Raw genomic sequence first — 13,934 nt, 5'->3', positions numbered from 1 at the left:
AGGACGTGGCATGGCCGGCGTCCGCCGGACCTCGGGGACCAGGAGAATCCGCGCCGCCCGGACAGCGGCCGGGAAGTCCGCGCGGGCCGGGCTGCGGGGCGCAGGAACGCTCGTGGGAGCCAGGTTCCGGCTCACCGGCTCGGATCTGTGCGTGGCGTCGGGAGTCACAGGCGCACCGCCCGGTCATCCTGCCAGCACATCAGCGGCCGCAGGCCCGACTGGCTCCACTCGCCCGCCACCGTCAGCGGCTTGCCCGCGGACATCGCCAGCAGCGACCACGGGAACGTGTACGGCACCAGCGGCAGCGCGGTTCCGTCCTTTTCGGACAGACACCAGCCGTCCGCGTGTTCGGCGGGGGTCACGTCGGAGAGCAGGACCGGCCAGCGTTCCAGCCACGGGTCCGCCGCCATCGCCCGCGCGTACGCCGCGAGCGCGTCCGGGATCGAGCCGCCCTCGGCGGCCGGGGCCGGCAGCGGGATGCCGCGCTCGGCCACCAGGGCTCGCAGGGGTGCTGCTCCCGGGTAGAACGCCAGCTCCGCCGTCAGCAGGTGCCCGGGTGGCAACGACGCGTCCAGCGGCCGCCCCGGTGGCGCGAACGACAGCACCAGCGCGTCGCGGCCCGTGAGCCGGCCGCGCAGCCACGTGCGGCGCGTCAACAGCCGGTCGTTCTCCTCGTCGGCCGCGCCCGTGATCAGCCACTCGTCCGACACGCGCTCGCCGCTTTCCAGGACTCGCGCGGTCTCCACCGAGAAACCGAGCCGCGTCCGGACCGTCTCCGCCAGCGGAGCCGGCAGCGAAGCCAGCCGGGTCGCGGCGTCCGCCAGCAGGTACAGCAGCGACAGCTCGCCGAGCAGCGCCTCCGGCCAGTCGCGGCGGCCGACGATCCCCGCCGCCCGCCGGAGGCCGCCCGCCAGGCCGGACGCCTGGGCGTCGACCATCCGCGCGGCCACCGTGCGCAGCTCTTCACCGCCGCTGCGCTCGAAACCGGCGAAACCCGCGCCGATCCGGTCGGTCAGCCAGACTTTCAGCTCGGCGACGCCGCCTTCGACGCGCGCGGCGCGTTCACCGGCCCGGCGCGCGGCGGCCTCTTCGTCCTTCGGGCCGGCCGCTTCCGCGCGCTTTTCGGCGCGCTGGGCGCGATCGGCGCGTTCGGCGAGCCAGGTGTGCACCCACTCGGGTGGCTCCGCCGTGTCGAGCTGCCGCGCGGCCCACAACATCAGCAACCCGAGCGCGTGCTTGCACGGGAACTTCCGGCTGGGGCAGGAACACCGGAAGGCGGGCTCGGCGAGCTCGACGCACGTCTGGTACGGCTTTTTGCCGCTGCCCTGGCAGAAGCCCCACACGGCGTCTTCGGACGCACCCGCGCCCGACCACTTCGCCGGCGCGGCCAGCGCCCGGCCCGCCTTCTCCGAAGCGGGATCCGGCGCGAGCCCGGCCACGCGTTCCGCGGTCCACGGCACCGCCGTCACCACCTGTCCCCCCACTGGTTTCCTTTGCCGTCCGGTCGGATTCCCCAGGCTAGTGGCCCAGGGAGGCTTACCCGGTGAAGCATGCCAGCACCCACCGACAATTTCCGGCGACCTTGACCGGCGGCGGTATTCTATCGCTAGAATAGACCGGTGCTGACCGACGCGGAACTGACGGTGCTCGGCCTCGTGGCCGAGCGGCCGAGGCACGGCTACGAGCTGGACGAGGTCGTCTCGGAACGCGGCATGCGCGACTGGACCGCCCTCGGCTTCAGTTCGATCTACTATGTGCTCGGCAAACTCCGCGACCGCGGCCTGGTCGCCGAGGTCGCGGGGGAGCGGGCGCACGCGAAGGCCAAGAAGACCTACACGGCGACGGACGCGGGCCGGCGGGCGTGCGCGGAGGCCGCGGAGGCGGCCATCGCCGAACTGCGCCCGGTGCACCCGCCGGTGCTGGCCGGGCTGGCGAACAGCCCGGCCATCCCGCCCGAGCGGCTCGCGAACGCGCTGGCCCGGCGCGCCGAAGCGGTGGCGGAGCGGCTGGCCGAGGTCCGCCGCGCGGCCGAGGTCGAGGCCCCGCCGTTCGTCCGGGCGATCTTCGGCTACTCGATCGCGCAGCTCGAAGCGGAAGCCGCGTGGCTGGAAGGAATGACCTGATGCTCTACGACGTCAAGAAGGACCTGAAGCAGCTGTACGCACCGAAGAACACCGACTGGGCCCTGCTCGACGTGCCCGAGCAGCAGTTCCTCGCGCTCGACGGCCGCGGCAACCCGAACACCGCCGAGAGCTACGTCCGAGCCGTCGAAGCGCTCTACGCCTTCGCCTACACGATCAAGATGACCGCCAAGCGCACCGGTGAGGACTTCGTCGTCGGCCCGCTGGAAGGCCTGTGGTGGGCCGAGGACTACGCCGCGTTCACCGTGCGGTCCAAGGATTCCTGGCAGTGGACGATGCTCATCTCCCAGCCGGCGTGGATCGGTGAGGACGCGGTCGAGGAAGCCCGGGAATCCGTGCGGCGCAAGAAGAAGATCGACGCGCCCGTCCGGCTCGAGAAGCTGCACGAGGGCCGGTGCGCGCAGGCGCTCCACGTCGGCTCGTACGACGACGAAGGTCCGCTGCTCGCCCGCCTGCACGGCGAGTTCCTCGCGCAGCACGGACTCGAGGAGACCGGGCTGCACCACGAGGTCTACCTCGGTGACCCGCGGAGGACCGAGCCCGCGAAGCTGAAGACCGTGCTGCGTCAGCCGGTGGGCTGATCGAGCTCGGCGAGGCCGCTTTCCCACCGCGCGCGCCGTTGCGCGGACGTCTGCTCCCACCACGGCTCGCCGCGCTCGCCCAAAGCCACCTTCGCCACCTGGGTACGCGCGCGATCCTGCACCCGCCGGGCCGCCATCAGGTGCTTCTGCAGCCGGTCGCGGACGTCGTCCGGGATCTCCGGGTCCGTCGCCCGCCAGCGGCGCCCGTCGACGACGATGTACCGGCCGTCGGGCGTGTGCTCGGGCATCAGTACTCGCTGCTGACCGGCCACGTGTCGTCGTGCAGCAGGCGCTTGAGGATCTTGCCCGTCGCGTTGCGGGGCAGGTCCGGCACGAAGTACACGTCCCGCGGGACGGCGAACCGGGCCAGCCGCTGGTGGATGTAGGCCCGGATGTCCTCCGCGTGCAGCGAGGCGCCGCGTCGGGGCACCACGTACGCCGCGAGGCGCTGGCCCCATTCCGCGTCCGCCACGCCGACGACCGCCGCGTCGTGCACGCCGGGCAGGGCCACCAGCGCTTCCTCGACCGGACGGGGGAACACGTTCTCGCCGCCGGACACGATCATCTCGTCGGCTCGGCCGGTGACGAACAGGCGGCCCGCCGCGTCGAGGTAGCCGACGTCGCCGGTGGCCATCAGGTCCGCCGCGCGCGCCGGGTCCTTGCCACTCGTGTAGCCGTCGAACAGCATGTCGTTGCCGACGAAGATCTGGCCCTCGCCGCCCGGCGGCACGGGCTTGCGGTCCTCGTCGAGGATCGCGACGCGCGTGCCGAGCGGGCAGCGCCCGGCCGTGCTCGGCGCCGCGCGCAGGTCGCCCGGGTCGGCGATGCTCGCCCAGGACACCTCGGTCGAGCCGTAGAAGTTGTAGAGGACGTCGCCGAAGGTGTCCATGAACTGCGTGACGAACGTGCCGGACATCGCCGAGCCGCTGCTCGCGACGATCCGCAGCGACGACAGGTCGTAGCGCGCCCGCACCCGCTCGGGCAGGTCCATGATCCGCTGCAGCATGATCGGCACGGCGAACAGCGCGTCGCACTTCTGCTCGGCGATCGCGCGCAGCGTCTCCTCGGCGTCGAACTTGCGGATCAGCGCGAGTGACGCCCGCAGCGCCATGCCGAGCTGCATCGCGGCCAAGCCCCAGCTGTGGAACAGCGGTGCCGCGACGAGGATCCGGTCGCCGGCGCGCAGCGGGATGCGGTCGAGGATCGCCGCGGCCGTCCCCATGCCCTTGGGCGTGGGGCGGCGCGCGCCCTTCGGCGTCCCGGAGGTCCCGGAGGTGAGCACGACCACGCGGCCCGGCCGCTCGACCGGCTTGGGCGGGTCGGCGGGCGCGGCGTGGATCAGCTCGTCGACGGTCGGGTAGCCGGTTTCGGCATCGGGCCACGTGCTGATCCGGGCGAACTCGCCCGGGACGTTCGCGATGGTCTGGGCGAACTCGTCGTCGGCGAGCACGGCGGCCGGCCCGTGCTCGGCGAGGACGTCCTTGACCGAAGCCGCGGACAGGCCGGTGTTGAGCAGGATCAGGTCGGCGCCGAGCTTGCTGGCGGCGACGAACGACTCGACCATCGCGGCGTGGTTGCGGCACATCAGCGCGATCCGGTCGCGTTCGCCGACGCCGAGCTCGCTCAGCCCGTTCGCGAGCCGGTCGCTGCGTTCCTGCACCTGCTTGAACGTGCGGAGGCTGCGCTCGTCGTGCAGGGCGGGCTCGTCGGGGACGCGGGCCGCGGCGGCCTGGTAGCCGCCGGCGATGGTGGCGCCCCACTGCGCGAGGGAGTTGAGCTGGCGGGCGATCTTGTCCGGGCGGCCCGCGCTCAGGACGCCGGCGCGCACCAGGACGCTCGCGGTGCGCAGCTTGGTGGCCTTGGTGCCGTCGCTGTCGGCGCTGGGGTCGGACTCCCCGCCCAGGTGCAGGTCGAGGCGCCGCGCGAGGGCGCGGACGTCCTTCTTCACCGACGACACCAGATCCAGGTGCGACGGCGGCAGCATCATCCGGACGAACAGCTCGGTCTTGCCGCCGGCCAGGGGTCTCAGCTCGACCGAGACCCACGCGCCTTCGTCGGGGACACCGCACCACACGACGTGCTCGCCCGGCCGGTACACGACGGCTTGGACCTGGGCCTCCATCATGCGTCCCCGCTCGGGGGCGATCCGGATCACGCCCCGGGGCCCCCGGCCGCGCGCGGCGTGCTCGTGGATTTCGCACCCGCTGATCTCGGGGACGAACCGCGAATACCATTCCGGCGATCCGACGATCTGCCACACCACGTCCGGCGTGTGCCCGACCACTGCACTCGCCTCGACCACATCGTCACGCATCTCTGCCCTCACCGAAGTGTCACCGAACACACGTTCAGGTCACGGAGGCGTCACAGTAACAGCAAACGGGTGATCCCGGATACTCCGAACGGCCAGATACCGGAGGGTAACGGACACTCGTAGTAGGTCCTCCTAATGTCCACTGTGGAGTGATAAACGCCGTTCACCGAGGATAGCGGCCACGGGGCGTGTGCGCAGTCGTCAGCCGGTGTCGTGAACGACTCGTTCCGGGTGTCCGCGAACAGGGAAAAGTCGTTTCCGTCATTCCGGGGCATACCGGGCAAGCAGCTCGGAACCCAGGCGGGCCAATTCGGCCTTCACGGAGTCCGGGGACTCGACCTCGACGAGTGCGCCCCAGCCCGCCAGCTCCTGCGCGATCATGATCGGCGCGGGTGCCGCGACCCTCGCCCGCACCCGGTCGCCCGGCAGGTCCGCGACCAGTTCGCAGTGCCGGCCGAACCGGTCGCGCAGCACGCCGAAGTGGCGGCGGCCGAGCACCACGTCCGCGGTGAGCAGTGACCGGCGCCGTTCGATTTCTTCGACGACTTCTTCCCACACCTTCGCCAGTTCGAGGTCCGCCGGGCGGTCCGCGGCCTCGTCGGTGGCGGCCGCCTCGGCGATCCGGTCCACCCGGAACGTCCGGCGGCCTTTCGCCGTCCCCGCGACCAGGTACCAGACGTCGTCCTTGTCGACCAGGCCCCACGGGTCGGCGAGCCGCTCCTGCCCGTTGTAGAGGAAGCGCACTCGGCGGCGCGCGATGACGGCGTCGCGCAGCAGCGAGACCATCGGCGGCCGGTCCTTCACGCGCTCGCCCCAGCCGGCCTGGTCGACGAGGACGGCGTCGGCGGCCGCGGAGGCGTCCGCGCGGAACGTGCCCGGCAGCGCGCCCATCAGCTTCCGCAGGGCGGACTTGACCTCCGGCGCGGCGGCCGCGGCCGGGCCGGCCAGGAGGAACAGTGCCTGCGCCTCGCGCGCGGTCAGGCCGGACAGGTCCGTGCGCGCGCCGCCGACCAGCCGCCAGCCCCCGCCGCGGCCCGGCTGCGGGTAGACGGGCACTCCCGCCGTCGAGAGCGCTTCGAGGTCGCGCCGCGCGGTCGCGACGGAGATTTCGAGCTCGGCCGCGAGTTCGGCGGCCGTGACGCGGCCGCGCGTCTGCATCAGCAGGAGGGTGGCCACGAGACGGTCGGCGCGCATGGGGGAAGTCTCGCAAACAAAGTGCTCATTCGGTGCGCACTTTCACCGCGCATGATGGCTCCACACCGATCGCAAGGGAGCAGACATGCTGCGAGGAATGGCCACCGTCTCGTACTTCGCCGACGACCACGCGGCCGCGCAGGCCTGGTACACCGAGTTCCTGGGGATCGAGCCGTACTTCCAGCGGCCCGGGTACGCCGAGTTCCGGATCGGCGACTACCAGCACGAACTGGGCCTCATCGACCGCAAGTACGTGCCGGAGAGCATGGGCGGGGCGAGCGGCGAGATCGTCTACTGGCACGTCGACGACCTCGAGGCCACCGTCGCGCGCCTGCACGAGCTGGGGGCGAAGGAACACGAGCCGATCACCGAGCGGGGGCCCGGGTTCGTGACGGCGTCGGTCGTCGACCCGTTCGGCAACATCCTCGGCGTCATGACGAACGTGCACTACCTTGCGGTGCTCGACGAGTGTCGGTCGTGACCACAGGATCTTGACCGGTTGTGGCTCCCGCGCACATGGTCCGCGACCCGGGGCACGCTTACCGTTCCCGTCCATGACCAGCGATCTGGACGGGCGCACCGCCCTCGTCACCGGCGGGGCCGGCGGTATCGGCCTGGCCTGCGTCCGCGCCCTCGCCGCGGCCGGGGCCAAGGTGCACGTCGTCGACATCGACGGCGAGCGCACCGAAGCCGTCGCCGCCGAGGTCGGGGGCTGGGCGCACGTCGCCGACCTGACCGACCCCGGCACCGTCGACGCTCTCCCCGCCGAGGTCGACGTCCTGGTGAACAACGCCGGGATCCAGCACGTCGCGCCGCTCGAAGACTTCCCGCCGGACGTGTTCGCCCGCATCCAGGCGCTGATGGTCACCGCTCCCTTCCTGCTCATCCGGCACACGCTCCCGTCGATGTACGCGCGGGGCTTCGGCCGGATCGTCAACATGTCGAGCGTCCACGGGCTGCGCGCTTCCGCCTTCAAATCCGCCTACGTCGCCGCCAAGCACGGGCTCGAAGGCCTCTCCAAGGTCGCCGCCCTCGAAGGGGCCGAACACGGCGTCACCAGCAACTGCGTGAACCCCGGCTACGTCCGCACACCGCTGGTCGACGGGCAGATCGAGGCGCAGGCCGCCGAGCACGGCATCCCGCGCGAGGACGTCGTCGCGGAGATCCTCCTCAAGCGCGCCGCGATCAAGAAGCTCATCGAAGCCGACGACGTCGCTTCCCTGGTGACGTGGCTGTGCTCGCCGCACGCCGGCCACGTCACCGGGGCGTCCATCCCGCTCGACGGCGGCTGGACCGCCGGTTAAGTGTCGCTCAACCACAAGGAAGTGGAGCCCGCAGTGAGTCAACCGAACCGGTCGGCGATCGCCAAGATCGTCGGCGCGAGCCTGATCGGCACCACCATCGAGTGGTACGACTTCTTCCTCTACACCTCGGCCGCCGCGCTGGTGTTCAACAAGCTGTTCTTCCCGACGGCGAACCCGCTGACCGGCACGCTGCTGGCGTTCCTGACCTACGCTGTCGGGTTCCTCGCCCGCCCGATCGGCGGCCTGGTCTTCGGCCACTACGGCGACCGGCTCGGGCGCAAGAAGCTCCTGATCGTCAGCCTGGTGCTGATGGGCGGCTCGACCTGCCTGATGGGCGTGCTGCCGACGTACGCGAGCGCGGGCGTCGCGGCTCCTCTGCTCCTCACGCTGCTTCGGCTCGTCCAGGGCTTCGCGCTCGGTGGCGAGTGGGGCGGGGCCGTCCTGATCGTCTCCGAGCACGGGGACGACCGCCGCCGCGGGTTCTGGGCGAGCTGGCCGCAGTGCGGTGCGCCCGGCGGCAACCTCCTCGCGACCGCGGTCCTGGCGATCCTGTCGGCCACCCAGTCCGACGCGACGTTCATGGCCTGGGGCTGGCGCGTCCCGTTCCTGCTCTCGGGCGTGCTGCTGCTGATCGGGCTCTGGATCCGGCTGGCCGTCGCCGAGTCGCCGGTGTTCCTCGCCGCCCAGAAGCAGGCCGAGACTCGCGCGGACAAGCACGTGCCGGTCGTGGAGGTCTTCCGCAACAGCTGGCGCCAGGTGCTGATCACGATCGGCGCGCGGATGGCCGAGAACGTCTCGTACTACGTGATCACCGCGTTCATCCTCGTGTACGTCACGACCGGGCTGCACCTGCCGAAGGGCGTCGGCCTGAGCGCCGTCCTCATCGGCTCGGCCGTCCACTTCGTGACGATCCCGCTGTGGGGCGCGCTGTCCGACCGCGTCGGGCGCCGTCCGGTGTACCTGTTCGGCGCGATCGGGATGGCCTTGTGGGGCTTCGCGTTCTTCGCGCTGCTCGACACGAAGTCGTCGCCGGTGATCGTGCTGGCCGCGACCGTCGGGCTGGTGCTGCACGGCGCGATGTACGGCCCGCAGGCCGCGTTCTTCGCCGAGCAGTTCCCGACGCGGGTGCGCTACACCGGGCTTTCGGTCGGCGGTCAGCTGTCGTCGATCGCCGCGGGCGCCGTCGCCCCGCTGATCGCCGTCGCGTTGTTCTCCGCCTGGGGCAGCACGATCCCGGTGTCGCTGTACGTCGCGGCGATGTGCGTGATCACGGTGATCGCCCTGCTCGCGGCCCGCGAGACGCGCGGCGAGTCGCTGCATGACGTTGGTGTCGATGCCGTCGAGGCGGAAACGTCGGCCGTTTCGCCCTAGCATGACGGCCGTGACCGCACCCACGGACGCGCTGCGCCGGCTGCTCGACCTGCTCGCCTCCGGGGCGAGCAGCGAGCAGCTGGCGCACGTCGTCGTGGCCGCACGCGCCGAAGGTGCCCTCGATCCGGCCGACCTGACCGCCCTGGCCAGCGCGGGCGAGCTGGCCCTGCGGATCCGCGAGACGCTCGCCGAGCACCGGCGGCGGGAAGCCCAGCTCGGCGCGCTGTTCGACACCGCGAGCGAGCTCGCCGCACTGTCCGATCCGGACACCGTGCTGCGCTCGATCGTCCGGCGGGCGCGGGCGCTGCTGAACGTCGACGTCTCCTACCTGTCGCTCAACCGCGAGTCCGAGAACAAGACGTACGTGCGGGTCAGCGACGGGTCCGTGTCGGCGGAGTTCCAGCAGATCGTGCTCGGCATGGGGGAAGGCCTCGGCGGGCTGGTCGCGCAGACCGCGCGGCCGTACGCGACGGCCGACTACTTCCACGACGACCGGTTCAAGCACACCCACCACATCGACTCCGGCGTCCAGGACGAAGGCCTGACCGCGATCCTCGGCGTCCCGCTCGCCATCGGGCCGAAGGTGCTCGGGGTGCTGTTCGCGTCCGACCGCACGACGCGCGAGTTCTCCGCGGACGAGGTGGCGCTGCTGTCGTCGCTCGCCGACCACGCGGCGATCGCGCTCGACAGCGCGAACCTGCTCGACCAGACCCGCCGCGCCGTCGCCGAGCTCAACGAGGCCAACGCGACGATCCGCGCGCACACCGAAGCGATGGAACGCGCCCAGGACGCGCACGACCGGCTGACCGACCTGGTGCTGCGCGGAGGTGACGTGCCGGAGGTCGCGGCGGCGGTCGCCGGGGTGCTGCACGGCGACCTCACGGTCTACGACGCCGATCGCACGCTGCTGGCGAGTTCGGCCTCCCCGGCCGCGCTCGATCCGGACGCCCTCGCCGCGGCCCGCGCGGCCGGGCGGGCGGTGTCCACAAAGGACACGTGGGTGTGCGCGGTGCAGGCCGGTCCGGAGTTGCTCGGCAGCCTGGTGCTGGCCGGCCGGGACGGGCTGGCCGATCCGGACCGGCGGCTGTTCGAGCGCGCGGGCGTCGTGACGGCGTTGCTGCTGATGCTGCGGCGGTCGGTGGTGCGGGCCGAGGACGAGGTCCGCGGCGAGCTGCTGACGGATTTGCTGACGGCGCCCGAGCGCAACCCGCGGGCGCTGCTGGCCCGCGGCCGCCGGCTGGGGATCGACCTGTCGGAACCGCACGCGGTGCTGGTGGCCCACGCGGACGGCGGGTCCCGGCGGCGCGTGGCCGGTGCGGCGGCCCGGCACGCGACGCTGGTGGGAGTGCACGCGGAGGAGGTCGTGCTCCTCGGCGCGGGCGACCCGGACGAGCTGGCCCGGCGGGTGGCGGCCGACCTCGGTGCGGCGACGGGCCGTCCGGTGACGGTGGGAGCGGCGGGCCCGGCGAGCGGCCCGTCGGCGATCGCGGCGGCCCATGGCGAGGCGGCGCGGTGCGTCCGGGCGTTGCTGGCGCTGGGGCGGACGGGGGAAGGCGCGGCGATGGCGGGGCTGGGGTTCCTCGGCCAGTTGCTGGGCGACCACGCGGATCTGGACGAGTTCGTGCGGCAGACGCTGGGGCCGGTGCTGGACTACGACGCGCGCCGGGGGACGGAGCTGGTGGCGACGCTGCGGGCGTACTTCGCGAGCGGGTCGCAGCTGGCGCGGACGAAGGACGTGCTGCACGTCCACGTGAACACGGTGGTGCAGCGGCTGGAGCGGGTGGCATCGCTGCTGGGGGAGGAGTGGCAGGCGCCGGACCGGGCGCTGGAGATCCAGCTGGCGCTGCGGGTGCACCGGCTACGCGAGGCGTAGCGGCGAGGGTTGCGCGCCTGCGCGACCGGCGCGGTCCGCTCGCCGGTAAAACGCGAGAGTGCGCCTGCTCAGACGCGTGACTTGAACGCCGCCGATCGGCGCACCACGATCGCCGACGCAAGCCCTCCGGCCGCCGCGATCACCACTGCCGCCGGCAGCATCCCGTGGTCCATCCCCAGACCGCCCAGCGCTGCCCCCGCAGCGATGCCGATCTGGAACGCCACGATGTACACCGCCGACGCCAGGTCCGGCTGGCTCTTCGCCACCCGCAAGACCGCCGCCTGCAGCACCACGCCGATGCCCGCCGCCGGTCCCGCCCAGGCCACGATCGCCACCCCCGCGACGACCGGGCCCGGCGAGACCAGCAGCGCCACCATGCACGCCGCGAGGCCGCCCGTCGTGAGCAGCGCCGTTGCCCGTGGGTGGCCGTCGATGTGGCGGCCGATCAAGACCAACCCCAGCAAGCCCGCCGTTCCGTGGGCGAACAACAACAGCGATGTCGGCGAACCCGTCAGGTGGACCCAGCGGGCGATGATCGCCGTGATGTAGGTGAACGCCGCGAAATGACCCGTCACGACCAGCAACGTCGTCAGGTTGACCGGAAGCAGCGAACCGACCGCGAGGCGCCCTCGGGCAGCGGGCGCCGTCCCGGGCATCGGGCCGACCGTGAGCCGGATGACCACCGCTGTCAGCGCTGCGACGCCCGCCACCGCCAGCACCGCCGTCCGCCAGCCGAGGGCCGCGCCCAGCCAGGAGCTCGCCGACAGCCCGAACAGGAACGCCAAGGAGTTCCCGGCGAACACCACCGCCGTCGCGCGGCCGCCCCGGCCCGGCCCCAGCAACCGGCCGGCCATCGACGCCACCACCGACCAGAACACGCCGTGGCCCGCGGCCGCCACCAGGCGCGCGGCGACCGCCACGGCGTAGTTCGGCGCCGCCGCCAGGACCAGGTTCGACACCACGATCATCCCGAGCGTCACCAGCGCGGTCGTCCGGCGGTCCCAGCGCGACGTCAACGCCACCAGCGGCACCACCGAGACCGCCACGACCAGCGCGTACCCGGTCATCAGCAGCCCGATCGCGGAATCGCCGACCCCCAGCCCGGACGCGAGCTGCGGCAGCAGCGCGACCGGCAGGTTCTCCGAGGTCACGGATACGAAGCAGGCCGCGCTGAGTGCTCCCAGCGCGAGCCGGGTGCGGGGCTCGACGAGCATTGTTTAACGATACACAGCTAGGGTGGGCCCATGTCCAGACCGACGATGGCGGACGTCGCGCGCCGCTGCGGCGTCTCGGCGATGACCGTGTCGTACTGCTACAACCAGCCCGACCGCGTCGCCCCGGAGACGCTGCGCCGGGTCCGCGAGGTCGCCGCCGAGCTGGGCTACCGCGGGCCGGACCCCACCGCGCGGTCGCTGCGCCGCCGTCACAACGGCGCGATCGGGGTCGTGCTCGGCGAACACCTCGCCTACGCCTTCGAAGACCCGCAGGCCCGGCGGTTCCTCGCCGGCGTCGCCGAGGTCTGCCGCGAGCGCGGGAGCGGGCTGAACCTCATCCCGACCACCGGCTCGGCCGACGACGTCGAGCGCGTCCGGTCGGCGTCGGTCGACGGCTACATCGTCTGGACGACCGTCGACACGGACCCGGTGCTCGACGTCGTGAGCGGCCTCGGCAAGCCGGTCGCGATCCACGGCGGGCCCGCGTTCGCCGGGGCCCAGGTCGTCGGCATCGACAACCGCGCGTCCGCCCGGGAGCTGGCCGCGCGCACGTTCGCCGGCGCTCGCCGGCCGGCCGTGCTGAGCTTCCCCTTCGACCGCGATCGCCGCCCGAGACTGGAAACCGGGCCCGCCCCGCAGGACATCGCGTTCCCCGTCACCCGCGAACGGCTCCTCGGCGTCTACGACCACCTCGGCGACCCGGGCGGGCTGCCGGTCGCGGTCGTCGCCCGCAACGACCGCGACGAAGCCGGGAAAATGGCCGAAGCGCTGCTCGACACCGAGCCCGACGCGGTGATCGCCATGAGCGACCAGCTCGCCTTCGCCGTCCTCGACGCCGCGAGCCGCCGCGGCCTGCGGGTGCCCGGGGACGTCGCCGTCGCCGGCTGGGACGACGACCCGGACGCGGCCCGCGCCGGGCTCACGACCATCGCGCAGTCGCTCTTCGCCCAGGGCCGCGACTGCGCCCTGATCGCCCTCGGCGAGCGGGAAGCCCCGCGACCGGCCGAGTGGACCGCGACCGTCCGGGCGACTACCCGCTGACCGCCACGACCAGCTTTCCCCGCCGCGGCCCGCGTTCGGCGGCGGCGTGCGCGGCGGCCGCGTCGGTGAACACCTCTTCGACCGGCACCCGGAACCTGCCCTCCTCGAAGAGCGCCGCGGCCGTCGAGAGACCGTGCCGTCCGTCCGGCTCGCCACCCAGGGCCCCGACCGACACGCGAACGCCGTGGGACGGTCCGCCGAAGTCCGCCAGCGTGACCACCGACGACGGCGATCCGGTCAGCGCGACCAGCTCCGGCAGCGAGCCCCGGCCGGCGACGTCGAGGGCCGCGTCGACCCGGCCGGACACCCGCGCGGCCAAGCCGGGACCGTACGGAACCGGCGTGGCACCCAGGCTCTCGACGAACTCCAGGTCGCCTGCCGTCCCGATCACCCGCGCGCCCCGCGCGAGCGCCAGGCCCACGACGAGGCTGCCGACCCCGCCGGACGCGCCGTCGACCAGCAGTGTCATGCCGTCCCGGACGTCCAGGAGGTCGAGCGCGCGGGTGGCCGTCTCGATCCCGGAGCCCGCCGCGCCGGCCTGCTCCCACGGCATCGACGGCGGCTTGGGCGCCCAGAACGCCAGCACGGCGAACTCGGCGGTCGCCCCACCGAGCCGGGCGACGTCGACCGCGCCGAACACCTCGTCGCCGACCGAAACACCCGGGCCCGCTTCGTCCACGACCCCCGCGGCGTCGACCCCCGGGATGTGCGGCAGGGCGATCGGCGAGCGCGACTTCCCGGCGCGGATCGCCAGGTCCACCGGCGAGACACCGGCCGCCCGCACACGGATCCGCACCTCGCCCGGCCCGGCGTGCGGCTCCGGCAGCTCGCCCGCCGACAGGACCTCGGGCGGGCCGAACCGCTCGAACCGGGTTGCGAACACGATCACTCCTCCACAGCG

General features: G+C 72.9%; 13 protein-coding genes. 7 read left to right on the top strand and 6 right to left on the bottom strand.

Annotation, left to right across the window (positions count from 1 at the left end; translation table 11 throughout):
• Positions 1-164: 164 nt before the first annotated feature.
• On the bottom strand, positions 165-1,484 hold the full coding sequence (locus QSK39_RS22980) for an SWIM zinc finger family protein (RefSeq protein WP_285479835.1): 1,320 nt from the start codon (positions 1,482-1,484) through the stop codon (positions 165-167).
• 135 nt (positions 1,485-1,619) lie between these two features.
• Between QSK39_RS22980 and QSK39_RS22975 the strand changes: the two genes are divergently transcribed.
• Together QSK39_RS22975 and QSK39_RS22970 are read left to right on the top strand one after the other, a co-directional pair.
• A complete protein-coding gene (locus tag QSK39_RS22975; RefSeq protein ID WP_285479834.1) occupies positions 1,620-2,123 on the top strand; it encodes a PadR family transcriptional regulator in 504 nt (167 codons plus the stop codon).
• Positions 2,123-2,722, top strand: coding sequence for a GyrI-like domain-containing protein (locus tag QSK39_RS22970; protein ID WP_285479833.1), 600 nt, complete (start codon positions 2,123-2,125; stop codon positions 2,720-2,722). Before QSK39_RS22975 ends, QSK39_RS22970 begins: the two co-directional genes overlap by 1 nt.
• Here the strand turns inward: QSK39_RS22970 and QSK39_RS22965 are convergent.
• The 3 genes from QSK39_RS22965 to QSK39_RS22955 form a co-directional block, all read right to left on the bottom strand.
• Positions 2,707-2,970: a hypothetical protein gene (locus QSK39_RS22965; protein WP_285479832.1), complete on the bottom strand. Its 264-nt coding sequence runs from the start codon at positions 2,968-2,970 to the stop codon at positions 2,707-2,709. The two genes, QSK39_RS22970 and QSK39_RS22965, sit on opposite strands and share 16 nt — an antisense overlap.
• The gene (locus tag QSK39_RS22960; protein WP_285479831.1) at positions 2,970-5,036 is read right to left on the bottom strand and encodes an AMP-binding protein; all 2,067 of its coding nucleotides are present in this window, start codon (positions 5,034-5,036) and stop codon (positions 2,970-2,972) included. Before QSK39_RS22960 ends, QSK39_RS22965 begins: the two co-directional genes overlap by 1 nt.
• A 261-nt stretch (positions 5,037-5,297) precedes the next feature.
• Positions 5,298-6,230 carry a helix-turn-helix transcriptional regulator gene (locus QSK39_RS22955; protein WP_285479830.1) on the bottom strand — a complete coding sequence of 311 codons (933 nt, stop codon included), beginning with the start codon at positions 6,228-6,230 and terminating at the stop codon, positions 5,298-5,300.
• A gap of 85 nt (positions 6,231-6,315) precedes the next feature.
• Here QSK39_RS22955 and QSK39_RS22950 point away from each other — a divergent pair, with 85 nt between their 5' ends.
• The 4 genes from QSK39_RS22950 to QSK39_RS22935 all read left to right on the top strand — a co-directional run bounded on the left by QSK39_RS22950 (position 6,316) and on the right by QSK39_RS22935 (position 10,778).
• On the top strand, positions 6,316-6,711 hold the full coding sequence (locus QSK39_RS22950; protein ID WP_285479829.1) for a VOC family protein: 396 nt from the start codon (positions 6,316-6,318) through the stop codon (positions 6,709-6,711).
• 73 nt (positions 6,712-6,784) lie between these two features.
• Positions 6,785-7,534 carry a 3-hydroxybutyrate dehydrogenase gene (locus tag QSK39_RS22945; protein ID WP_285479828.1) on the top strand — a complete coding sequence of 250 codons (750 nt, stop codon included), beginning with the start codon at positions 6,785-6,787 and terminating at the stop codon, positions 7,532-7,534.
• Between the two features lie 33 nt (positions 7,535-7,567).
• Positions 7,568-8,905, top strand: a complete 1,338-nt coding sequence (locus tag QSK39_RS22940) for an MFS transporter (RefSeq protein ID WP_285479827.1) — start codon at positions 7,568-7,570, stop codon at positions 8,903-8,905.
• Between the two features lies 1 nt (position 8,906).
• Complete coding sequence (locus tag QSK39_RS22935) at positions 8,907-10,778, top strand: helix-turn-helix domain-containing protein (protein ID WP_285479826.1); 1,872 nt, start codon at positions 8,907-8,909, stop codon at positions 10,776-10,778.
• A 68-nt stretch (positions 10,779-10,846) separates the two neighbouring features.
• Here QSK39_RS22935 and QSK39_RS22930 read toward each other — a convergent pair whose 3' ends face one another.
• On the bottom strand, positions 10,847-11,992 hold the full coding sequence (locus QSK39_RS22930) for an MFS transporter (RefSeq protein ID WP_285479825.1): 1,146 nt from the start codon (positions 11,990-11,992) through the stop codon (positions 10,847-10,849).
• Positions 11,993-12,022: 30 nt separating this feature from the next.
• On the opposite strand from QSK39_RS22930, the gene QSK39_RS22925 reads away from it, so the two are divergent.
• Complete coding sequence (locus QSK39_RS22925; RefSeq protein WP_285479824.1) at positions 12,023-13,033, top strand: LacI family DNA-binding transcriptional regulator; 1,011 nt, start codon at positions 12,023-12,025, stop codon at positions 13,031-13,033.
• On the opposite strand, the gene QSK39_RS22920 is transcribed toward QSK39_RS22925, so the two are convergent.
• The gene (locus QSK39_RS22920) at positions 13,023-13,916 is read right to left on the bottom strand and encodes an NADP-dependent oxidoreductase (RefSeq protein ID WP_285479823.1); all 894 of its coding nucleotides are present in this window, start codon (positions 13,914-13,916) and stop codon (positions 13,023-13,025) included. The two genes, QSK39_RS22925 and QSK39_RS22920, sit on opposite strands and share 11 nt — an antisense overlap.
• Positions 13,917-13,934: the final 18 nt, after the last annotated feature.

It is taken from the genome of Amycolatopsis sp. NBRC 101858 (assembly GCF_030269325.1).
Classification (GTDB): Bacteria; Actinomycetota; Actinomycetes; order Mycobacteriales; family Pseudonocardiaceae; genus Amycolatopsis; species Amycolatopsis ponsaeliensis.
This window is presented reverse-complemented; position numbering and strand designations above follow the sequence as displayed.

Coding starts and splice junctions, on each gene's coding strand:
- QSK39_RS22925 (WP_285479824.1), top strand. CDS start 12,023: ATGTCCAGACCGACGATGGCGGACGTCGCGCGCCGCTGCGGCGTCTCG.
- QSK39_RS22945 (WP_285479828.1), top strand. CDS start 6,785: ATGACCAGCGATCTGGACGGGCGCACCGCCCTCGTCACCGGCGGGGCC.
- QSK39_RS22970 (WP_285479833.1), top strand. CDS start 2,123: ATGCTCTACGACGTCAAGAAGGACCTGAAGCAGCTGTACGCACCGAAG.
- QSK39_RS22935 (WP_285479826.1), top strand. CDS start 8,907: ATGACGGCCGTGACCGCACCCACGGACGCGCTGCGCCGGCTGCTCGAC.
- QSK39_RS22955 (WP_285479830.1), bottom strand. CDS start 6,230: ATGCGCGCCGACCGTCTCGTGGCCACCCTCCTGCTGATGCAGACGCGC.
- QSK39_RS22950 (WP_285479829.1), top strand. CDS start 6,316: ATGCTGCGAGGAATGGCCACCGTCTCGTACTTCGCCGACGACCACGCG.
- QSK39_RS22930 (WP_285479825.1), bottom strand. CDS start 11,992: ATGCTCGTCGAGCCCCGCACCCGGCTCGCGCTGGGAGCACTCAGCGCG.
- QSK39_RS22960 (WP_285479831.1), bottom strand. CDS start 5,036: ATGCGTGACGATGTGGTCGAGGCGAGTGCAGTGGTCGGGCACACGCCG.
- QSK39_RS22965 (WP_285479832.1), bottom strand. CDS start 2,970: ATGCCCGAGCACACGCCCGACGGCCGGTACATCGTCGTCGACGGGCGC.